We start from the raw sequence: 19,544 nt of genomic DNA, 5'->3' as shown, positions 1-19,544 counted from the left end.
GAGAGGATCGTATGACGAGCTCCATCCGAGACCTGCTGCGGGCTGTGCCCGCGCTCACCGGAACGGCACCGTCGTTCGACCTGCGCACTGCGCCCGACGATCCCGTCGCTCTCTTCCTCGCCTGGTTCGACGCGGCGCTGGCGGCGGGCGTCGCGGAGCCGCATGCGATGACCTTGTCGACCGTCGACGCGGAGGGGCATCCGGATGCCCGGACGCTGATCCTCAAGGACGTGGACCGGCTGGGGTGGGCGTTCGCGAGCACGCGCTCGTCGGCGAAGGGGCATCAGCTCGCCGTGCATCCGGTGGCGGCGCTGAGCTTCTGGTGGCCTGCGCAGGTGCGCGCGGTGCGCGTGCGCGGGCCGGTGGTGCAGGCGTCCGCCGCGGAGTCCGCCGCAGATCTCGCGGCGCGCTCCGCAGCGGCCCGAGAGGGTGTCGCCGAGGGTGACTGGGCAGTCTGGCGCGTGGTGCCCGAGCAGATCGAGTTCTGGCAGGGATCGGCGGATCGCCGGCACCTGAGGCTGGCGTACGAGCGACGGGGCGACGGCTGGTCGCACGCCGTGCGGAGCGGTGAACACAGAGAGGATGCAGGATGACTGAGGGTTACCAGGTCACACAGATCGGCGGCCTCGACGACTGGCGCGACCATTTCGGCGGGTTCGACGAGAGCCGGTCGAGGGATGGGCGCCGTGTCGTCGACCATGAACTGACCATGCAGTACATCGGCATGACGGCCAACGCACTGTTGCCCGGCGAGGAGGCGGGGTACTGGCACTCGCACAGCCGTGTCGAGGAGCTCTACGTGTTCCTCGAGGGGCGAGGTCAGATGGGGCTCGACGACGACGTCGTCGAAGTGGGTCCCGGCTCGGCCGTGCGGGTCGGCCAGGGCGTCTGGCGCACGTGGCGCGCGCTGCCCGACAGCCCTGGGGAGCTGCGCTGGCTCTGCATCCGCGCCGGAGGCGAGGAGCTGCCCCACATGCCGAATGACGGCACGCGCGCTCCGGAACGGCCGATGCCGTGGTGACCGCACTCGAGGCCCTGCACGGCTGCTGGGCGGGCGAGGAGGAGGTCTTCGCCACCGCGTGGACGCCGGCGGGGCGCGCACGGGCAGAGCTGGTGCTCGCCGGCGGCCCGGGCGACGCCCTGATCGTCGACTACTCCGAGACTCGTGCGGACGGCTCGATGACGGGTCATGGCGTCGTCCGCGAAGACGGCTGGTGGTGGTTCGACTCCTACGGGTTCGTGCCCGCCTCGCCGGGAACCGCCACGTGGAACGCCGGCGAGCTCGTCCTGGAGCGCCGCTCGGAGCGCGGCCGCAACGTCATGATCCTGGCATCCGACGGCGAGCGCCTGACGATGCGCCTTTTCGCGGCATCCGGCGACGGCGAGCTGGAGCCGCTCGTCGCCGGTGAGTATCGCCGGAGCAGCTCGTCGTGATCGCCGGAGTCGGTCGGGCCGCCTTGTGAAGCCCGGCCTCCGGGATGCTCAGCGGTTCTTGTCGTCCCGCCAGGCGATCCAGTCGGTCACGCGCGCGATGTCGTAGTCCGGGCCGGAGATGCCCACGGTGAAGAGAGTCGCCCCGAGCGAGTACTGCTGCTCGACCTCGTCGAGACTGCGGTTGCCGATCTCCGTGGAGATCTCGATCCGGCTCGTGTCCCGGCCGACCGCACGACCGTGATCGGCGAGGATGCCGAGCTTGCGCTCGAGGGTGGCCGCATCACTGAACGAATGCCAGATGTCGGCGTGCTGCGCGACGATCCTCAGGGTCTTCTTCTCGCCGCCCCCGCCGATGAGCACGGGGATGCGCCGGGTGGGCGGCGGGTTGAGCGCGGCCCACCTGCCCTCGATGATGGGAAGGTCGCGTGCGAGTGCGTCCAGTCGGCTGCCGACGGTGCCGAACTCGTAGCCGTACTCGTCGTAGTCGCGCTCGAACCACCCGGATCCGGTGCCGAAGATGAATCGGCCCTGACCACCTTTCGCGCTGATGTGGTCGATCGTGCGGGCCATGTCCGCCTGCAGGTTCGCGTTCCGGTAGCTGTTGCAGTTCACCAGGGCGCCGATCTCGACGCGGCTGGTCTGCTCGGCCAGGGCCGCGAGCATCGTCCACGACTCGAAGTGCAGGCCGTCCGGCTCTCCACGGAGCGGGAAGAAGTGGTCCCAGTTGAACAGCACGTCGACGCCGAGGTCCTCGAGGACGGCCGCAGTATCGCGGATCTTCTCGTAGGGGGCGTGCTGAGGCTGGATCTGCACGCCGATGCGCACGGGACGGTGTTCGACGGTCATGGGTTCCTCCAGGACGACCCTAGGCGAATGCCCCGCCTCCGAACGGGAGGCGGGGCATTCGCGAGTCAGGCTCGGTTCAGACTCCGTAGTACAGCTCGAACTCGTACGGGTGGGGGCGCTGCGCCATCGGCAGGATCTCCTTCTCGTACTTGTACTCGATCCAGGTGTCGATGAGCTCCTGGGTGAACACGCCGCCCTCGAGCAGGAAGTCGTGGTCGTTACGGAGCGCCTCGAGCGAGTCCAGCAGCGAGTTCGGCACCTGCGGGATGTTCTTGGCCTCCTCCGGCGGCAGCTCGTAGAGGTCCTTGTCGATCGGCTCCATCGGCTCGATGCGGTTGCGGATGCCGTCGAGGCCGGCCATCAGCTGCGCGGCGAACGCGAGGTACGGGTTGCCCGAGGCATCCGGAACGCGGAACTCGATGCGCTTGGCCTTCGGGTTCGAGCCGGTGAGCGGGATGCGGATGGCCGCGGAGCGGTTGCCGGCGGAGTACGCCAGGTTCACCGGCGCTTCGAAGTGCTTCACCAGGCGGTGGTAGCTGTTCAGCGTCGGGTTGGTGAAGGCGAGCACGGCGTGCGCGTGCTTGAGCAGGCCGCCGATGTACCAGCGCGCGGTGTCGCTGAGCTGCCCGTAGCCGTTCTCGTCGAAGAACAGCGGCTTGCCGTCCAACCAGAGCGACTGGTGGGTGTGCATGCCCGAGCCGTTGTCGCCGAACAGGGGCTTCGGCATGAACGTGACGGTCTTGCCCCACTCCTCGGCGGTGTTCTTGACGATGTACTTGAACTTCAGGATGTCGTCGGCCGCGTGCACCATGGTGTCGAAGCGGTAGTTGATCTCCTGCTGACCTGCGGTGCCCACCTCGTGGTGCGAGCGCTCCAGGTGGAAGCCCGCGTCGATCAGACGCAGAGTGATATCGTCGCGCAGATCGGCGGTCTTGTCGACCGGCGCGACGGGGAAGTAGCCGCCCTTGAACGGGGTCTTGTTGCCGAGGTTGCCGCCCTCCTCCTCGCGGCCGGAGTTCCACGCGGCCTCTTCCGAGTCGACCTTGTAGAAGCTCTCGCCGGACGTGACCGAGTAGCGCACGTCGTCGAAGATGTAGAACTCGGCCTCGGGGGCGAAGTAGGCGGTGTCGGCGATGCCGGTGGAGGCGAGGTACTTCTCGGCCTTCTTGGCGACCTGACGCGGGTCCTTGCTGTAGATCTCACCGGTGCGGGGGTTGTAGATGTCGAACACCATGACGATGGTGCTCGCCTCGCGGAAGGGGTCGATGTACGCGGTGGTCACATCGGGGATGAGCTGCATGTCGGACTCGTGGATCGACGCGAAACCGCGGATCGAGGAGCCGTCGAAGAGCTGTCCGTCCCGGAAGAAGTCCTCGTCGACCGTGGAGGCCGGGATGTTGAAGTGCTGCTGCACACCCGGCAGGTCGGTGAAACGGATGTCAAGGAACTTGACGTCGTTCTCCTTGATGTAGGCGAGCAGCTCGGACGGTTCACTGAACATGTAGCACTCCTGTGGAAGGGATTCGGGGGACTTGGCCCACGAGGCAGATTACGGAGAGGCGGTTTCCCCACCGTGTCTGCCGTGTTTCGAGCATGTTACAGGCGACGCCTAAGCTGGAACCGTGACGGATGCTGTGAACACGTACCCCGGAGAGCGCCTCGGAATGCCGCAGACGGGGCCCGGGAGCATCGCCCGCGCAGGCCGTCGCATCGGTGCGCTGGCGATCGACTACCTGGCCGCCACGATCATCGCGATCGGCTTCCTCGGTTACAACCAGTTCGATCTTCCCGCTGAGGCCGGGTGGCGGCAGTTCGCGCCGATGATGGTGTTCGCCGTGATGCAGATCCTGTTCATCCCCACCGCAGGAGGCAGCCCAGGGCACCGAATCCTGGGCATGCGCGTGATCAGGCTGGGTGGCGGCTGGTCGGGCCTCTGGCGACCGATCATCCGCACGCTGCTGCTCGTCGTCGTGATCCCCGCGGTGATCTGGGACGCCGATCAGCGGGGGCTGCACGACAAGGCATCCGGTCTGGTGCTGATCCGCGCCTGAGGTCAGGCGGACACTGTGCCTGTCGAGGGGTCCTTGCCGCGATTGCGGCGGCGGGCTTCCTTGGGAGCGCGGCCGCCGAGGAACGACCGCGCGGGGTCCACGACGAAGCCCTGACGCAGCGCTTCGCGCCCGACGAGCATCCGGAAGCCCATCTCGTCGCGGTTGGTCAGGGTGACCTCGGCGGTGACCTCCTGGTCGACCAGGCGCACCTTCAGCAGCACCACCAGCCTGGTCTCGGTGTGGCCTGAGGAGCTGCGCACCTCGCGGCGATCGTGCACCGGATACTCGGCGCGCACGGCGTCCGCGAAGGTGTCCTGCCACGGGTTCACGCGGAAGCGCACCCACTCGGCGCCGTCACGGGTGAACTCCTCGACGTCGAAAGCGTGCAGCGACGAGGTGCGCGCACCGGTGTCGATCTTCGCCTTGATCCACGCCACACCGAGATCGGGCAGCCCGACCCACTCACGCCACCCCGTGAGCGTGTTTGAATGAGAAGACCGACCCATCCCTACATCCTGGCAGGAATCCCCGTTGAAGATCGCCGTCCTCTCCCGAGCGCCGCAGTCATACTCCACCCAACGTCTTCGCGCTGCAGCGCAGCAGCGCGGACACAACGTCAAAGTCCTGAACACCCTGCGGTTCGCGATCGACCTGACGGCGGATGAACCGGACCTGTTCTATCGCGGCAAGCAGCTCAGCGACTACGACGCGATCCTGCCGCGCATCGGCAACTCGATCACGTACTTCGGCACCGCCGTGGTGCGCCAGTTCGAGCAGATGGACGTCTACACGCCGAACACGGCCAACGGCATCTCCAGCGCGCGCGACAAGCTCCGCGCGAACCAGATCCTGTCGCGGCACAACATCGCGATGCCGGCCACAGCCTTCGTCCGCAACCGCGCTGACGTGCGACCGGCGATCGAGCGGGTCGGCGGAGCCCCGGTGGTCATCAAGCTCCTGGAGGGGACCCAGGGCATCGGTGTGATCCTCGCACCGCAGGTGAAGGTCGCAGAGGCGATCATCGAGACGCTGCACTCGACGAAGCAGAACGTGCTGATCCAGAAGTTCATCGCCGAGTCGCGCGGGCGCGACATCCGTGCTCTGGTCGTGGGCGGGCGTGTCGTCGCCGCCATGCGCCGGGTGGCCGACGGCGACGAGTTCCGCTCCAACGTGCACCGCGGCGGCCGGGTCGAGCCGGTCACCCTCGACCCCGTGTATGAGCAGACCGCGGTGCGCGCGGCGCAGATCATGGGGCTGCGGGTCGCCGGCGTCGACATGCTCGAGGGCGAGGACGGTCCACTGGTCATGGAGGTCAACTCCTCACCGGGGCTGCAGGGCATCGAGGCCGCCACCAAGCTCGACGTCGCCGGCGCGATCATCGACTACATCTCGGAGCAGGTCGCCTTCCCCGACATCGACGTCCGGCAGCGGCTGAGTGTGTCGACCGGCTACGGCGTCGCAGAGCTCGTCATGCATTCCGGTGCGGAGCAGGTCGGCAGGCAGCTGGGGGATCTCGGCCTGTGGGACCGGGACATCACCGTGCTCACCCTGCACCGCGGGGTGACCGTGATCCCCAACCCGCGCAAGCACGTCGTGCTGGAGGCGGGGGACAGGCTGCTGTGCTTCGGCAAGCTCGACGAGATGCGCTCGATGATCCCGGAGCGGCCCCGTCGCCGCGCAAAGGTGCGCAGGCTTCCCAAGCAGCCGCTGGGCGACTGACGGCATGAGAAAGGCCCCGTCCGAGGACGGGGCCTTTCTCATGAGCTGTGCGGATCAGCGCGGACGCTGCGCCCGGGCCTTCATCGGGTCGATGCCCTTCGGGATCGGCAGCGAGGTGACCGACTGCGAGACCGACTCGATGCGCTTGATCACGGCGGCCATCGTGGCCTTGTCGATCTTCTTTGGCAGCTTCTTGATGGTCTTGGCGAGATCCTTGATCTGCACCTCGTCCTCACCGTGGCCGACATAGAGCACGGTGACCGGAACGCCGGTGGCGACGCGCTGGGCCTTCGAGCGCTCCTCGTTCACGAGGCGGGTCAGGCGCCCGCGGGCGCCCTCGCCGACGACGACCACGCCGCCGCGGCCGATCGCGCGGTAGACGGCTTCCTGCGTCTTCGGGTTGATGCCGGCAGGCGTGTCAGAGGCCTGCCAGTTCCGGCCGAGGCTGGTGGAGAGCACATGGCCGCTGGCGCCGGGCATACCGTCGATCTTCTGGTACATCGCACTCGTGGAGAGGCGGGTCATCAGCATCATCGCGCCGAGCAGTCCGAGCATGAGACCGGTGATCCCCCACAGGATGATCGCGAACACGCCGCCAGGCGGGATCAGATATCCGAGGATCAGACCGATCAGGACACCGCCGACGACGATCGCGGCCTGGGCCCAGGGGAGCCAGCCGTAGATCTCCCGTGTGAAGCGGAACAGGGACTTCAGTTGGGAGAAGAACCCGGGTCGCTTCTCGGGTGCGGAATCACGCTTTGCCATGGGTACCAGCCTACCGGTCGCCCGGGGCGCGTCGCCGACGGTGACTCATCGTGCACAGCCGGCGGAGACGGGGAAGACCTGCACAGACCCGGGAATCCGGATCGGGCACGCTCTCCCTGTGCGCTGGGATGGGCGGATGACAGAGAACAGATCGCCCGCCGCGCTGGTCAGTGGCGTGCACCGAGGTATCCGGGTGCTCGACCCGCAGGAGGGACCGTTCCAGGGCGAGCTGGTGGCCGAAGGCCAGGATGTGCGCGTGCGCGCAGATGCCGCAGACTGCGCGGGGGAGCCGTTCTGGGCGTTCAGCGGCGCCGAGCACGTGGCCGGTGCACTCGACCTGGTCCGCCGTGCGGACGGGACGGACGTCCTCCTGCCCTGGTGCACCGAACGCCTCGGGGTGTTCCTGGGCCGTCGCGTGACCACCGAGCAACCCCTCGGAACAGGCGAGAGCGTCACACTGGTCGGCAGCCTGCTGCGCGGTCTCGTGGAGCTCGATGGCAGCCCTCTGCCGGGAACCTGGTGGCTCACCGACGGCGGACGACCGGTGTTCGCCCTCGGCGCGGGCGAGCCGGCTGCCGAGGCTACGCGCGCGCTCGTCGCCAGGGTGCGTGCGAGCGCGTCCGATCGGAGCCTGGAACGACTTCTCACCGACATCGATACCGGTCTGGCCGATCCCCGCGCTGCACGGCGGCGGATGGACCGGTGGGAGGCGGAGCTCACTGAGCTCGCCGCACCGCGTCCGCTGCAGCGCGAGGTGTTCGCTCCTGCGGCGGCGTCCGCGGTGGTGGAGGAGCGCTTCCCCGCAGATGCCGGTGGCCGGGAAGCCAGCGGCTCGGGATGGCGCTCCGTGGCCGCCGGATGGTTCGGAACCGTGCTCGGGGGCGGACGCGCGCTCCTGGCACGCGTGCCCCGGCTCAGTGGGCGTCCGCGGGGGACATCCGCGTCGGAGGGCACGGTCGCTCCGACACGGGCTGGGCGTCGCCGTCCGCTCCTCGTGGGACTGGCGGCGGCGCTCATCGTACTCGCGGGCGGTCTGCTGTGGCCGAGTGGCGAGGTCGACGAGCCGGCATCCGCTCAGACGACCGAGAAGAAGGCCGCGGTGCTCGAGACGCATCCCGTGCCGAGCGCGACGCCCTCCCCGGCGGTCACGCAGGATGCGGAGCTGGCTGACGATCCGGTCTCGGCCGCATCCGCGCTTCTGAAGCGCATCAGGAGATGCGTGCAGGAGCATGACGAGCGCTGCGCGGATGCCGTGGTCGAGGGATCTGCGGCGGCGGTGCTCAAGGCCGTCGGGGACACGGAAGCCGGGAACGACGTGGCGTTGGTGGACTCCTACGGAGACATCGCGGTAATCCGTCGCGGCGGTGCTGGCGAGGAGCAGCAGATCCTGGTGCTCCTCCGCCAGAAAGACGAATGGCTGGTCCGCGACGTGTATGCCGTCGCGGACCAGCCGGGTTCGTCGTGAGACTTACGCTCCGAGCACGGCGGCGAAGTCCGCCGCCTCGAGGCGTGCCTTGATCGCGCCCAGGAAGCGCGCAGCGTCCGCACCGTCGATGATCCGGTGGTCGTACGAGATCGCGAAGTACACGTACGAGCGGACCGCGATGGCGTCGACGCCGCCGACGTTCACGACGCCCGGGCGCTTGAACACGACGCCGGTGCCGAGGATCGCGGACTGCGGCAGGAACACGAGCGGCGTGTCGAACAGCGCACCGCGGGAACCGGTGTTGGTCACCGTGAAGGTGCCACCGGCGAGCTCGTCCGGCTTCAGCTTGTTGTCACGCGTACGGGCGGCGAGATCGGCGATCTCGTGCGCCAGCTGGGCGAGGTTCTTCGTCGCCGCATCGCGCACGACCGGCGTCAGCAGGCCGCGCTCGGTGTCGACCGCGATGGAGATGTTCTCCGTCGCGGGGTAGACGATGCTGTCGCCGTCGACCGTCGAGTTGATGATCGGGAAGGCCTGCAGCGCCTCGGCGGCGGCGAGGGTGAAGAACGGCAGGAAGGAGAGCTTGTCGCCCGTCTTCTGCTGGAACGCCACCTTGACGCTGTCGCGGTACGCGGCCAGGGCCGTCACGTCGATCTCGACGAACGTGGTCAGCTGTGCGGTCTGCTGCATCGAGGCCACGGCGCGCTCGGCGACGACCTTGCGCAGCCGGGACATCTTCTGCGTGGTGCCGCGCAGCGGGGAGACCTCGAGCGGTGCCGGTGCCGGAGCCGCGGCAGCCGGAGCGGCAGCCGCCGCCGGGGCCTGAGTCTTGGCCTCGGCAGCCTTCAGCACGTCCTCCTTGCGGATACGGCCGCCGACGCCCGAGCCCTGCACGCTTGCCAGGTCCACGCCCTGCTGGGCGGCCAGGCGGCGCACGAGGGGCGTGACGTACAGGTTGTCCGAGCCGGTCGCCGCGGCAGCGGGTGCCGGGGCAGCGGGTGCCGGGGCAGCGGGTGCCGGAGCGGCAGGTGCCGGGGCAGGAGCGGCCGGTGCGGCCGCGGGCGCCGGAGCGGCAGCAGGTGCCGGAGCGGCAGGTGCCGGAGCGGCAGGTGCCGGGGCAGCGGGTGCCGGAGCAGCAGGTGCCGGAGCGGCGGGTGCCGCGGCCGGAGCAGGTGCGGCAGCAGGAGTGCCGGAGCCGACGCGAGCGAGTACGGCGCCGACGGCGACGGTCTCGTCCTCGGCGGCGACGATCTCCTGCAGCACGCCGGCCACAGGCGAAGGGATCTCGGTGTCGACCTTGTCGGTCGAGATCTCGAGGAGAGCCTCATCGACCTCGACGCTGTCGCCGACCTGCTTCAGCCAGCGGGTGACGGTGCCCTCGGTGACGCTCTCGCCGAGCTCGGGGAGCACGATGTCGGTGGCATCGCCCGAGGCTGCGGGAGCGGCAGGCGCCTCGGCCGCGGGTGCCGGAGCGGGGGCCTCAGCGGCCGGAGCCGGTGCCGGAGCGGCGGGTGCAGGCGCCTCGGCCGCGGGTGCCGGGGCAGCGGCAGCGGGTGCCTCTGCGGCCGGGGCAGCGCCGGAACCGTCGCCGATGCGTGCGAGCAGCGCGCCGATCTCGACCGTCTCGTCCTCTTCGACCAGGATCGCCTCGAGCACGCCGCTGACGGGTGCGGGGATCTCGGTGTCGACCTTGTCGGTCGAGATCTCGAGGAGGCCTTCGTCAGCCTCGACGGTGTCGCCGACCTGCTTGAGCCAGCGGGTGACCGTACCCTCGGTGACGCTCTCTCCGAGAGCGGGGAGGACCACGGATGTGCTCATGTCGGAGTCTCCTTCAGGATGTTCGTGTGGTGTTCAGCTTAGTGGCCTTGATCGCGCAGAGACAGAACGAAACTTCCACAATGCGCGAAAAAGTTTTCACAATGCGTGCAAGGGCTTCCCGGCGAGGGCCAGGAAGGCCTCGCCCAGAGCCTCGCTCTGAGTGGGGTGGGCGTGGATCAGCGGAGCGATGTCCTCGGGGTGCGCTTCCCACGCGACGGCCAGCTGGCCCTCGGTGATGAGCTCGCCCACGCGGTCACCGAGCAGGTGCACGCCGAGCACGGGACCGTCCTTGAGGCGGACGACCTTGACCAGGCCTCCCGTGCCGATGATCTCGCTCTTGCCGTTGCCGGCGAGGTTGTAGTCGTACGAGACGACCTGCTCCGCGCCGTGCGCGGCCACGGCCGCCTCCTCAGTGATGCCCACCGAGGCGACCTCGGGGCTGCAGTACGTGACCCGCGGGATGTTCGCCTCCGGCATCGGGGCGGGACTCAGCCCGGCGATGCGCTCGGCGACGGCGATGCCCTGCAGGAATCCACGGTGCGCGAGCTGCAGGCCGGGGACGATGTCACCCACGGCCCAGAGGCCCGGGACTCCGGTACGGAGCTCCTCGTCGACGATCACGAACCCGCGATCCAACGTTGCACCCGCCTCGGCGAAGCCGAGATCGGCGGTGGCGGGGCCGCGACCGACGGCGACCAGGAGGTAGTCGGCCTCGAAGGTCTTGCCGTCCTCGAGGGTGACGGTCACGGCATCCGCGGTCTGCGTCGCGGACTGGAACCGCACGCCGAGCGAGTACGCGATGCCGCGCCGGCGGAATGCGCGCTCCAGGCCCTTGCTGAGGGCGATGTCCTCGTTCGGAACCAGGTGCGGCAGCGCCTCGATGATGGTCACCTCTGCGCCGAACGAACGCCAGACACTGGCGAACTCGACGCCGATCACCCCGCCGCCGAGGATCAGGACGCGTTTCGGCACCTCATCGAGGGCGAGCGCCTGCTCGCTGGTGAGGATGCGGCCACCGATCTCCAGCCCCGGCAGCGATCTGCTGAAGGAGCCCGTCGCGAGCACGACGTCGGCGCCCACGTAGCGGTCCTCGCCGACGACGACCGCGCGGTCGGTGTCCAGGCGCCCGGAGCCCGCGACGACCGTGATCCCGCGCGCCTTGATCAGGCCCTCGAGACCCTTGAACTTCTTGGCGACGATCCCTTCGCGATAGGAGCGGACGCCGGCGGCGTCGATCCCCTCGAGCGTCGCGGTCACGCCGACGGATGCCGCGTCGCGGACGTGCTCGGCGACCTCGGCGGCGTGCAGCAGCGCCTTGGTCGGGATGCAGCCGCGGTGCAGGCACGTGCCGCCGACCTTGTCCTTCTCGATCAGGGCGACCTTCTTGCCCAGCTCGGCGGCCCGCAGGGCGGCCGCGTAGCCTCCGCTGCCGCCGCCGAGGATGACGACGTCGAAGGTGTGGGTGGTCATCATGCCTCCTTGGCGGATGCTTCGGCGAACGCGATCAGCGAGCGCACGGTGGCCCCGGTCGGGCCCTTCTCGGTGAAGCCGTACGCCGATCCCTTGTGCTCGCCGGAGCCGGCGATGTCGAGGTGGATCCACGGGATCCGCGGCGCGTCGGCCTCGTCGGAGGTTCGGCCGACGAAGCGACGGAGGAACAGGCCGGCGAACAGCGATCCGCCGGAGCGGTCGCCCATGTTCGCGTTGACCATGTCGGCGATCGGCGAGTCGAGCGACTCCTCCATGTGATCGGGCAGGGGCAGCGGCCAGGCGAGCTCGTCGGCACTCTCCGCAGCGGACATGTACTCTGCGACCGCCTCCTCGCTGCCCATGACTCCGGTGTGGCGCATGCCGAGCGCGACGATGATCGCGCCGGTGAGAGTCGCGACGTCGATGATGACGTCCGGGTTCTCACGGCTCGCCGCCACGAGGCCGTCCGCCATGACCAGGCGTCCCTCGGCATCGGTGTTCAGCACCTCGACGGTCTGTCCGTCCAGCATCCGCAGCACGTCACCGGGGCGGGTGGCGCGGCCGGAGGGCATGTTGTCGGCGATGCACATCCAGGCGGTCACGCGCACCGGAAGACCGAGCGCCGCGATCGCGCGCACGGCGGCGAGCGCCGTGGCGGCGCCGGCCATGTCGAACTTCATACCGACCATGCTGGCGGCCGGCTTGAGCGAGAGCCCGCCGGTGTCGAAGGTGATGCCCTTGCCGACCAGAGCGATGTGGCGCGCCGCGCCGGCGGGGGAGTAGTCCAGGCGCACGAGGCGCGCCGGGCGGTCGGAACCGCGGCCCACGCCGAGGATGCCGCCGTAGCCCTGCTCCTCGAGCTGCTTCTCGTCGAGCACGTCGACCGTGACGGCCAGATCCCTGACCGCGTCGACGGCGCTGTCCGCGAGCTGCGCGGGGCTCTGCCATTCCGCGGGGACGTTCACCAGGTCCTTGACCAGGGCGACGGCCTCAGCGACGGCAACGGCACGGGAGACGTCCGCGTCAGTGAGGTCGGCGTGCAGCACGAGCTCGTCAGCGCGCGACGGGCCGCGGTCACTGCGGTAGTCGTCGAAGCGGTAGCCGCCGAGCACAGCTCCCTCGGCTGCTGCTGCGGCGTGCGCATCGGCACCGGGGGCGAACCCGATGGCCACCCGGCTGAAGCCGGTCAGCGTGCGGACGGCGGTCGCGACGGCGTCGCGCACGGTGGCGGCGGTCTGCTCCTTGCCGATGCTGACCACGGTCAGCGGCAGCGTGGTGATCTCGGGCAGGTGCACGCGGACATGAGCACCTGCGGAACCGCGGAAGCCGACGCCGGAGAGGAAGTCCGCGAGACCCGGGAAGGTCGTGAGCGCTTCTGGCGCGACCTCCGGATCCTGGATCACGAGCACTGCGGCGTCTGCAGCGCTTTCGGGGAACGTTTCGGTCGTGTGCGAGAGCGCGGGTAGCGTCATGCCTCCATCCTATTCAGGGATGGTCCGCCGCCGACCGCCGTGCTGTTCGCTCTCAGCATGAGACCCACGGCCCCAGCGGCAGGACCGGCTCGTAGCATGGATGTATGCCCTTCACCGGAGACGTCCACGAACGCGTCGCGAACGCCCCGGTCGTGCCGACCGGACTGCCGCTCGTCATCCTGCTCACCGGGTTCACCGATGCGGGCAACGCGGTGTCCGGTCTGATCGACCACCTCGAGGAGACGGCCGGCCCGCAGCCGATCGTCGTCTTCGACAACGACATGCTGCTGGACTACCGCGCCCGCCGTCCTGTCGTCTCCTTCGATCAGGACCACCTCACGGAGTTCCGTCCCGCGCGTCTCGAACTCTCGCTCGCCCACGATGCGCTCGGGCAGCAGTTCCTGCTGCTCGCCGGCTACGAGCCGGACTTCGCCTGGAACGCGTTCTCGGACGCCGTCCTGGACCTCGCGACCGAGTTCGAGGTTTCGGGAGTGTCCTGGGTGCACTCGATAGCCATGCCCGTTCCGCACACGCGGCCGATCGGCACGACGGTCAGCGGCAACCGGCGCGACCTGATCGGCGCGCACTCGGTGTGGCGCCCGCGTACCCAGGTGCCGTCGACAGCCGGCCACCTGCTCGAGTACCGCTTCGCGCAGCGCGGGAATCGCGTGGTCGGCTTCGTGCTGCTCGTGCCGCACTACCTCGGCGACACCGAGTACCCGGATGCCGTCATCACGGCCGCCGACCGGCTGATGGCGGCAACCGGACTGGTGCTGCGGATGGACGAGGTGCAGGAGAGTCGGGAGGCGTATGTCTCGCGGGTCGAGGAGCAGGTGCAGGGCAACGACGAGCTGATGCAGATGGTGCACACGCTCGAGCGCCGTTACGACGCCTACATGGCGGGACGCGACCCGGAAGACGTCGATGAGGGCGGCTTCGACGAGCGCGACCTGCCCAGCGCCGACGAGATCGCGGCGGAGCTGGAGAGGTATCTCGCCTCTCGTCCGACCGGCGAGGACGACGGCAAGCGCAACTGAGCACCGAATTCTGCGTCGTTGTCATCCACACGCCCTCGGGTGTGTGATAATGGACATTCGACCCGTTGTCAACCGTCGTTTTCGCGATCGGACTTGACAAGGGTCTTACTAGTGTCCGAAATCTCCCGGGGCGTGCGCACCGCCCCGTGAAAGGCGAAACGTGACTCAAGCCACGACCAAGAAGAGCCGGACGACCAAGACGACGACGCCTGCCGAGGCCGAGCCCGCTGAGGTCGACGCGGTCGACGCCGCAGAGCCCGCTGCGAAGCCTGCGGCCAAGAGGGCAGCGCCCGCCAAGAAGGCAGCCGCGAAGAAGCCTGCGGCGAAGCGCACCAAGAAGAAGGACGACGACGAAGGCGACGACACCGCCGAGGACGTCCACGCCGACGACAGCGCCGACGACGAGGAGGAGGGCGACAAGAAGCCCGCCTTCACCGAGCCGCTGCCCACCGGCGCCATCGTCATCACCTCGAACGACGAGGACGACGTCCCCGTCTACTCCACCCAGATCACCGGCGCCACCGCCGACCCGGTCAAGGACTACCTGAAGCAGATCGGAAAGGTCGCGCTGCTGAACGCGGCCGAAGAGGTCGAGCTGGCGATGCGGATCGAGGCCGGTCTGTTCGCCGAGGAGAAGCTGTCGGCGATGACCGCGGCCGAGAAGACCAGCCAGCTGGGTCTCGACCTGCAGTGGGTCGCCCGCGACGGTCAGCGCGCGAAGAGCCACCTGCTCGGCGCCAACCTGCGCCTCGTGGTCAGCCTCGCCAAGCGCTACACCGGTCGCGGCATGCAGTTCCTGGACCTGATCCAGGAGGGCAACCTCGGCCTCATCCGCGCGGTGGAGAAGTTCGACTACACCAAGGGCTTCAAGTTCTCGACATACGCCACCTGGTGGATCCGTCAGGCGATCACCCGCGCCATGGCCGACCAGGCCCGCACCATCCGCATCCCGGTGCACATGGTCGAGGTCATCAACAAGCTGGCCCGCGTGCAGCGCCAGATGCTGCAGGACCTGGGCCGCGAGCCCACGCCCGAGGAGCTGTCCCGCGAGCTCGACATGACCCCCGAGAAGGTCATCGAGGTGCAGAAGTACGGCCGCGAGCCGATCTCGCTGCACACCCCGCTCGGCGAGGACGGCGACAGCGAGTTCGGTGACCTCATCGAGGACACTGAGGCTGTCGTCCCGGCGGACGCGGTCGGCTTCACCATGCTGCAGCGTCAGCTCGAGCAGCTGCTCGACTCGCTCTCCGAGCGCGAAGCGGGCGTGATCCGCATGCGCTTCGGTCTCGGCGACGGTCAGCCCAAGACCCTCGACCAGATCGGCGACACGTTCGGCGTCACGCGTGAGCGCATCCGCCAGATCGAGTCGAAGACGATGGCCAAGCTGCGCCACCCGAGTCGTTCGCAGTCGCTGCGGGACTACCTCGAATGATGGCGGCCGCCCCTCAGGCGCGGTCGGCGGGTCCCCGGTACATCGTTCCGGTTCTGGCGGGCAAGCTCGCGCGCTTCGCGACGCGCCTGCGCGGCGGCGGTTCGGCGTTCCCGGGGTACCTCACCAACCGGATGGCGCCGACCCTGCTGCCGACGCTCGCCGACCAGTTCCGCTACGGCGTGATCTTCGTGCTCGGTTCGAACGGCAAGACCACGACCACGCACATGGTCAGCGAGGTGCTGCGTGCGCACGGCCTGAAGGTCTTCACCAACCCGACCGGAGCGAACCTCCCGCAGGGCGTGACGAGCGCGCTGCTCGCCGATGCGTCGCTCACCGGCCGGATCAAGGCTGACGTCGCGGTCCTCGAGATCGATGAGGGCTACGCCGCCGACCTCGCGGATCGGCTCTCGCCGTCGGTCATCCTGTCGCTGAACGTGCAGGTCGACCAACTCTTCCGCTTCTTCGAGACCGAGCGCGTGGCCGACATGATGCTGGACGCCTCGACCAGGGCCTCCGGTCATGTCGTGGTGAACCGCGATGACCCGTATCTGTCGAAGATCGACGAGGGGGCCATGAAGGCGCCGGTGTCCTTCTTCGGCATCTCCGAGGAGATCGTCGCGGCGTCCGCACACGGACTGTCCAACGCCGCGGACACCCGCAGCGGCACCGCCGGCACGGTCGCGCGCACGGCCTTCGCCGAGGTGCGCGAGGTGTCCGGCCGCGAGATCGTCGTGAACGTCGACGGCGCGGATGCCCGCATCACCCTGCCCGCGCGGGGGCTGCACTACGCGGCCGACGCCGCGGCGGCGCTGACCGTCGCCGCCCGCGTGCTGCGCGACGAGTTCGACGCGGGCCGCGCGGCGGCCGGGTTCGCGACGATGGCGCCCGCCTACGGTCGCGGAGAGGTCATCCCGCTGCGCGGGAAGCCCGACGGCGAGCAGGTCGAGTTCGTCATGTTCAAGAACGCACCCAGCCTGCAGATGAATCTGGATGCCCTCGACGGCACTCCCGAGCGGGCTCTCATCGCGATCGACGACGGCACGCCCGACGTCTCCTGGCTCTACGACGTCGACTTCGCCCCGCTGCCGAGAGTCGATGTGGTCACCGGTGAGAAGGCCCATCAGCTCGCGCTCGCGCTCGCCTATGCCGGCGTGGAGATCGGAGCGGTCGAACCCGACATGGAGAAGGCGGTGGAGCTCATGCGGTCGTTCCCCGAGACCTCGGCCGGCCGTCAGATCTGGTTCGTCAACTACGAGCTCATGATGACTGGCCGTCGCATCCTCGGCCGTGAAGAGCAGGAGACCCGTCGATGACTCAGGTCACCATCGCCCAGCTGTACCCGGTCGAACTCGGTGTCACCGGCGACCGCGGTAACGTCCGCGCGATCGAGCGGCGGTTCGCCGCGCGCGGTGTGGAGACCTCGACCGTGCTGGTCGCTCCCGGCGAGGAGCTTCCCACGGACCTCGACGTGCTCGTGATCGGCAACGCCCCGCTGTCCGCACTGCGCGGCGTGCACGCCGATCTGGTGGGTCGGAAGGAGCGCATCGCGGCCTTCGTCGCCGACGGCGGCGTCCTGTTCTCGGTCGGAGGCTCCGCAGAGCTGCTCGGACAGGGCCTGGACGCGCCCGAGGGGGAGAAGCTCGCCGGGATCGGCGTGCTGCCCTACCGCGTCGCGCGCGTCAGCGACCGTCGCGTCGGTTACACCATCGTCGACACCCCGGACGGCCCCGTGGTCGGCTTCGAGGACCACGCCTCGGAATGGACCCTCGCCGATGCCGGTGCCGCCTACGGCACGGTTCGCGACGGACACGGCAGCTATGTGCGAGGCGAGGGTCGTGGCGAGTTCGTTCGCGTGGGCAACGCCTTCGCGAGCAATGTGCAGGGCCCGGTGCTGCCGCTGAACCCCGCATTGACGGACGTCCTCGTCGACGCGGCCGCCGCGCGACGAGGACTCACGCTCGCCCCGGCGACGCACAGCGATCTGGACGAGTACGCCGAGGCCGCGCGCACCAAGATCCTGATGCGCCCGACCCGCGACAAGGGCTTCAAGACCATCAAGGTGTGACCCAGTCGTGCATCCGGTGAGTTCCGCCACGAACAGCGCGCTGCCGCGTGCCGTTCTCTCCCGCGCCGCGCTTGCGGCCGCGGCCAGGGGTGCGGCCGCCGCGGGCGGAGCCTGCGCCGATCTGCGTAGGGATGCCTGGGGCCACGGCCTGACCGAGGTCGCACACACGGTCACGCGCTCCGGCATCCGGCAGATCCTCGTCGACGACGAGGAGACCGCGCTGAGCCTTCGCGAGGCCGGAATCGACGCAGTGGCCAGCGGAGCACCGGATGTCGACCCGAGCATGCTCTTCGGGTTGCCCGGCGCCGGTAAGGTCCCTGTCATGCGCCTCGTCGGCACTGTGATGTCGACGAAGCGGCTGCGGCCAGGCGACGCGGTGTCGTACGGGTACACGCACCGTGCGGTGTCGGACACCACCGTCGCGCTGGTGACGGGCGGCTACGCCCAGGGCATCGTGCGCGCCCTCGGCAACCACGCGCGCGCCGAGGTCGACGGCGTTCTGCGCCCGATCATCGGAAGGGTCGCGATGGACGTCTGCGTCGTCGACCTGGAGGGCGTGGATGCGGCTGAGGGCGCAGAGGTCACCTACTTCGGCGGTACAGGTCCGGCCCGGGAGACACTCGCGGACTGGGCGCGCATCACCGGCCTCACCGTCGGTGAGCTCGTCGCGGTCGCAGGCATGAGCTCACGACGGGAGTGGCGAGCATGAGCGTTCCGGTCCTGGAGATCTCGCGAGCGGTGCTGCAGAGCAACATCGCCGCGGTGCGGGCACAGATCGCCCCGAGCGAGCTCATGCTCGTGATGAAGGACGACGCTTACGGCCACGGTGTCGAGTGGACCGTGGACGGTGCGCCGGATGTCACCTGGTTCGGCTCCTATGACGTCGACTCCGCACTGCGCATCCGTGCCCGTCGGGACGATGCCCGCGTCTATGCATGGGCGACGTCGGCGGATGCCGAGGTGGCAGCGGCGATCGAGGCGGGCATCGACCTCGGCGTCGGCACTCTGCCCTATCTGCGCCGCGTCATCGCGCAGGCCGAACGCCTGCGCCTGCCCGCACGGGTGCATCTGAAGATCGACACCGGTCTGCATCGCAACGGTGTGCGACCCGAGGACTGGGCCGGCTTCGTCGCCGAGGCCCGCGATGCCGAGCGACGCGGCATCCTCGCCGTGGTCGGCGTGTGGAGTCATCTCGCCGAGGCGAGCGACGCGGAAGACGACGTCGCGGCCGCGGAGTTCCGGCTCGCAGTGCGATCGCTCCGCGACGCAGGGGGAGAACCCGAGGTGCTTCACCTCACAGCATCCGCGGCGTCCTGGTGGCGATCGGAACTGCGCGGCTCCCTGAGCCGCATCGGGGCGTTCTGCTACGGCATCCGCTCGGCGGAGGGGCCGCAGATCCCCGGAGTGGAGCCGGTGGCCGAGCTGCGCGCGCCGGTGCTGTCCGTGCGCGATGGCGGTGCCGAGATCGGCATCGGATCGTTCGACGGCCTGCCGTCCGTTCTCGCCGGTGCAGAGGTCGGCACTCCTGCTGGTCCGCGCCTGCTTCGTGCGGTCGGACCGATGGTCAGCACCGTGGACGCCTGGCCCGGTGCGTCTGAGGGAGACACCGTCACTCTGTTCGGCCGGGGATCGCAGGGCGAACAGGATGCCACGGCGCTGGCGGAGCGGATCGACACGGTCGGCGAGGAGATCCTGCTGCGTCTGACGCCGCGCGTCAGACGGGTCGAGGTCGGCTGACCGCTGTCAGACCGTCGAGCGGTCAGCCGGATACGCGGTCAGACCGCGTCGGCGAGGCGCGCGGTCTCGTCGTGCCAGCTGGTGGCGACGGCGCGCAGCTTCTCTTCGTACTTGCGGCCGTGGTGAGCGCAGAACAGCAGTTCCGAGCCGTTCACCTCGGCGGCGATGTAGGCCTGCGCACCGCAGGAGTCGCACCGGTCCATGGCCGTCAGGCGGTACTCGACGGTGGACGGGTCACGTTCGGTCGTAGCGTTCATCTCGGTTCCTCCTCG

At 69.3% G+C, this 19,544-nt stretch carries 20 protein-coding genes; 12 read left to right on the top strand and 8 right to left on the bottom strand.

All coding sequences use genetic code 11. The features are described 5' to 3' along the window. Positions 1-11 precede the first annotated feature (11 nt). From ACFVAE_RS02625 to ACFVAE_RS02615, 3 genes are read left to right on the top strand one after another with little or no spacing between them, the layout of a single operon-like run. Positions 12-593 carry a pyridoxal 5'-phosphate synthase gene (locus ACFVAE_RS02625; protein WP_378887596.1) on the top strand — a complete coding sequence of 194 codons (582 nt, stop codon included), beginning with the start codon at positions 12-14 and terminating at the stop codon, positions 591-593. Next, entirely contained in the window at positions 590-1,021 is a 432-nt protein-coding gene (locus tag ACFVAE_RS02620; protein WP_378887594.1) for a cupin domain-containing protein, read from the top strand. Before ACFVAE_RS02625 ends, ACFVAE_RS02620 begins: the two co-directional genes overlap by 4 nt. After that, a complete protein-coding gene (locus tag ACFVAE_RS02615) occupies positions 1,018-1,434 on the top strand; it encodes a hypothetical protein (protein ID WP_378887592.1) in 417 nt (138 codons plus the stop codon). Before ACFVAE_RS02620 ends, ACFVAE_RS02615 begins: the two co-directional genes overlap by 4 nt. A 48-nt stretch (positions 1,435-1,482) precedes the next feature. On the opposite strand, the gene ACFVAE_RS02610 is transcribed toward ACFVAE_RS02615, so the two are convergent. Both ACFVAE_RS02610 and glnA read right to left on the bottom strand, forming a co-directional pair. Continuing rightward, positions 1,483-2,280: an LLM class F420-dependent oxidoreductase gene (locus tag ACFVAE_RS02610; protein WP_378887590.1), complete on the bottom strand. Its 798-nt coding sequence runs from the start codon at positions 2,278-2,280 to the stop codon at positions 1,483-1,485. A 76-nt stretch (positions 2,281-2,356) separates the two neighbouring features. Further along, a complete protein-coding gene (gene glnA, locus ACFVAE_RS02605; RefSeq protein ID WP_378887588.1) occupies positions 2,357-3,781 on the bottom strand; it encodes a type I glutamate--ammonia ligase in 1,425 nt (474 codons plus the stop codon). Between the two features lie 163 nt (positions 3,782-3,944). On the opposite strand from glnA, the gene ACFVAE_RS02600 reads away from it, so the two are divergent. Then, complete coding sequence (locus ACFVAE_RS02600) at positions 3,945-4,331, top strand: RDD family protein (RefSeq protein WP_378890459.1); 387 nt, start codon at positions 3,945-3,947, stop codon at positions 4,329-4,331. Between the two features lie 2 nt (positions 4,332-4,333). Here ACFVAE_RS02600 and ACFVAE_RS02595 read toward each other — a convergent pair whose 3' ends face one another. Further along, positions 4,334-4,837, bottom strand: coding sequence for an ATP-dependent zinc protease (locus tag ACFVAE_RS02595; RefSeq protein WP_378887586.1), 504 nt, complete (start codon positions 4,835-4,837; stop codon positions 4,334-4,336). 25 nt (positions 4,838-4,862) lie between these two features. Here ACFVAE_RS02595 and ACFVAE_RS02590 point away from each other — a divergent pair, with 25 nt between their 5' ends. Next, positions 4,863-6,050: a RimK family alpha-L-glutamate ligase gene (locus ACFVAE_RS02590; protein ID WP_378887584.1), complete on the top strand. Its 1,188-nt coding sequence runs from the start codon at positions 4,863-4,865 to the stop codon at positions 6,048-6,050. Between the two features lie 54 nt (positions 6,051-6,104). On the opposite strand, the gene ACFVAE_RS02585 is transcribed toward ACFVAE_RS02590, so the two are convergent. After that, on the bottom strand, positions 6,105-6,815 hold the full coding sequence (locus tag ACFVAE_RS02585) for a DUF4191 family protein (protein WP_378887582.1): 711 nt from the start codon (positions 6,813-6,815) through the stop codon (positions 6,105-6,107). Positions 6,816-6,951: 136 nt separating this feature from the next. On the opposite strand from ACFVAE_RS02585, the gene ACFVAE_RS02580 reads away from it, so the two are divergent. Continuing rightward, entirely contained in the window at positions 6,952-8,280 is a 1,329-nt protein-coding gene (locus ACFVAE_RS02580) for a hypothetical protein (protein WP_378887580.1), read from the top strand. 3 nt (positions 8,281-8,283) lie between these two features. Here ACFVAE_RS02580 and sucB read toward each other — a convergent pair whose 3' ends face one another. The 3 genes from sucB to ACFVAE_RS02565 all read right to left on the bottom strand — a co-directional run bounded on the left by sucB (position 8,284) and on the right by ACFVAE_RS02565 (position 13,001). Beyond that, a complete protein-coding gene (gene sucB, locus ACFVAE_RS02575; RefSeq protein WP_378887578.1) occupies positions 8,284-10,059 on the bottom strand; it encodes a 2-oxoglutarate dehydrogenase, E2 component, dihydrolipoamide succinyltransferase in 1,776 nt (591 codons plus the stop codon). A 96-nt stretch (positions 10,060-10,155) separates the two neighbouring features. Next, positions 10,156-11,529, bottom strand: coding sequence for a dihydrolipoyl dehydrogenase (gene lpdA / locus ACFVAE_RS02570; protein ID WP_378887576.1), 1,374 nt, complete (start codon positions 11,527-11,529; stop codon positions 10,156-10,158). Further along, entirely contained in the window at positions 11,529-13,001 is a 1,473-nt protein-coding gene (locus ACFVAE_RS02565) for a leucyl aminopeptidase (RefSeq protein WP_378887574.1), read from the bottom strand. Before ACFVAE_RS02565 ends, lpdA begins: the two co-directional genes overlap by 1 nt. Before the next feature lie 104 nt (positions 13,002-13,105). On the opposite strand from ACFVAE_RS02565, the gene ACFVAE_RS02560 reads away from it, so the two are divergent. From ACFVAE_RS02560 to ACFVAE_RS02535, 6 genes are all read left to right on the top strand, one after another. Beyond that, the gene (locus ACFVAE_RS02560; RefSeq protein ID WP_378887572.1) at positions 13,106-14,038 is read left to right on the top strand and encodes a proteasome assembly chaperone family protein; all 933 of its coding nucleotides are present in this window, start codon (positions 13,106-13,108) and stop codon (positions 14,036-14,038) included. Between the two features lie 160 nt (positions 14,039-14,198). Further along, a complete protein-coding gene (locus ACFVAE_RS02555) occupies positions 14,199-15,470 on the top strand; it encodes an RNA polymerase sigma factor (RefSeq protein ID WP_378887570.1) in 1,272 nt (423 codons plus the stop codon). Continuing rightward, entirely contained in the window at positions 15,470-16,783 is a 1,314-nt protein-coding gene (locus ACFVAE_RS02550; RefSeq protein ID WP_378887568.1) for a MurT ligase domain-containing protein, read from the top strand. Before ACFVAE_RS02555 ends, ACFVAE_RS02550 begins: the two co-directional genes overlap by 1 nt. Then, positions 16,780-17,535 (top strand): type 1 glutamine amidotransferase, encoded by a 756-nt coding sequence (locus ACFVAE_RS02545; RefSeq protein WP_378887566.1) that lies wholly within the window; start codon positions 16,780-16,782, stop codon positions 17,533-17,535. Before ACFVAE_RS02550 ends, ACFVAE_RS02545 begins: the two co-directional genes overlap by 4 nt. A 16-nt stretch (positions 17,536-17,551) precedes the next feature. Next, positions 17,552-18,244, top strand: coding sequence for an alanine racemase C-terminal domain-containing protein (locus ACFVAE_RS02540; RefSeq protein ID WP_378887564.1), 693 nt, complete (start codon positions 17,552-17,554; stop codon positions 18,242-18,244). Further along, positions 18,241-19,272 carry an alanine racemase gene (locus ACFVAE_RS02535; RefSeq protein WP_378887562.1) on the top strand — a complete coding sequence of 344 codons (1,032 nt, stop codon included), beginning with the start codon at positions 18,241-18,243 and terminating at the stop codon, positions 19,270-19,272. The genes ACFVAE_RS02540 and ACFVAE_RS02535 overlap by 4 nt, the downstream gene beginning before the upstream one ends. 38 nt (positions 19,273-19,310) lie before the next feature. Here ACFVAE_RS02535 and ACFVAE_RS02530 read toward each other — a convergent pair whose 3' ends face one another. Then, complete coding sequence (locus ACFVAE_RS02530; RefSeq protein ID WP_378887560.1) at positions 19,311-19,529, bottom strand: hypothetical protein; 219 nt, start codon at positions 19,527-19,529, stop codon at positions 19,311-19,313. Positions 19,530-19,544: the final 15 nt, after the last annotated feature.

Origin of the sequence: Microbacterium sp. NPDC057659 (assembly GCF_042799915.1) — a bacterium.
Taxonomy (GTDB): Bacteria; Actinomycetota; Actinomycetes; order Actinomycetales; family Microbacteriaceae; genus Microbacterium.
Note: the sequence above shows the minus strand (reverse complement) of the source record. Positions and strands in the feature narration are given on the sequence as shown.

Coding starts and splice junctions, on each gene's coding strand:
- ACFVAE_RS02620 (WP_378887594.1), top strand. CDS start 590: ATGACTGAGGGTTACCAGGTCACACAGATCGGCGGCCTCGACGACTGG.
- ACFVAE_RS02550 (WP_378887568.1), top strand. CDS start 15,470: ATGGCGGCCGCCCCTCAGGCGCGGTCGGCGGGTCCCCGGTACATCGTT.
- ACFVAE_RS02585 (WP_378887582.1), bottom strand. CDS start 6,815: ATGGCAAAGCGTGATTCCGCACCCGAGAAGCGACCCGGGTTCTTCTCC.
- ACFVAE_RS02560 (WP_378887572.1), top strand. CDS start 13,106: ATGCCCTTCACCGGAGACGTCCACGAACGCGTCGCGAACGCCCCGGTC.
- ACFVAE_RS02595 (WP_378887586.1), bottom strand. CDS start 4,837: ATGGGTCGGTCTTCTCATTCAAACACGCTCACGGGGTGGCGTGAGTGG.
- ACFVAE_RS02625 (WP_378887596.1), top strand. CDS start 12: ATGACGAGCTCCATCCGAGACCTGCTGCGGGCTGTGCCCGCGCTCACC.
- ACFVAE_RS02600 (WP_378890459.1), top strand. CDS start 3,945: ATGCCGCAGACGGGGCCCGGGAGCATCGCCCGCGCAGGCCGTCGCATC.
- glnA (WP_378887588.1), bottom strand. CDS start 3,781: ATGTTCAGTGAACCGTCCGAGCTGCTCGCCTACATCAAGGAGAACGAC.
- lpdA (WP_378887576.1), bottom strand. CDS start 11,529: ATGACCACCCACACCTTCGACGTCGTCATCCTCGGCGGCGGCAGCGGA.
- ACFVAE_RS02530 (WP_378887560.1), bottom strand. CDS start 19,529: ATGAACGCTACGACCGAACGTGACCCGTCCACCGTCGAGTACCGCCTG.
- ACFVAE_RS02545 (WP_378887566.1), top strand. CDS start 16,780: ATGACTCAGGTCACCATCGCCCAGCTGTACCCGGTCGAACTCGGTGTC.
- ACFVAE_RS02535 (WP_378887562.1), top strand. CDS start 18,241: ATGAGCGTTCCGGTCCTGGAGATCTCGCGAGCGGTGCTGCAGAGCAAC.
- ACFVAE_RS02580 (WP_378887580.1), top strand. CDS start 6,952: ATGACAGAGAACAGATCGCCCGCCGCGCTGGTCAGTGGCGTGCACCGA.
- ACFVAE_RS02565 (WP_378887574.1), bottom strand. CDS start 13,001: ATGACGCTACCCGCGCTCTCGCACACGACCGAAACGTTCCCCGAAAGC.
- ACFVAE_RS02610 (WP_378887590.1), bottom strand. CDS start 2,280: ATGACCGTCGAACACCGTCCCGTGCGCATCGGCGTGCAGATCCAGCCT.
- sucB (WP_378887578.1), bottom strand. CDS start 10,059: ATGAGCACATCCGTGGTCCTCCCCGCTCTCGGAGAGAGCGTCACCGAG.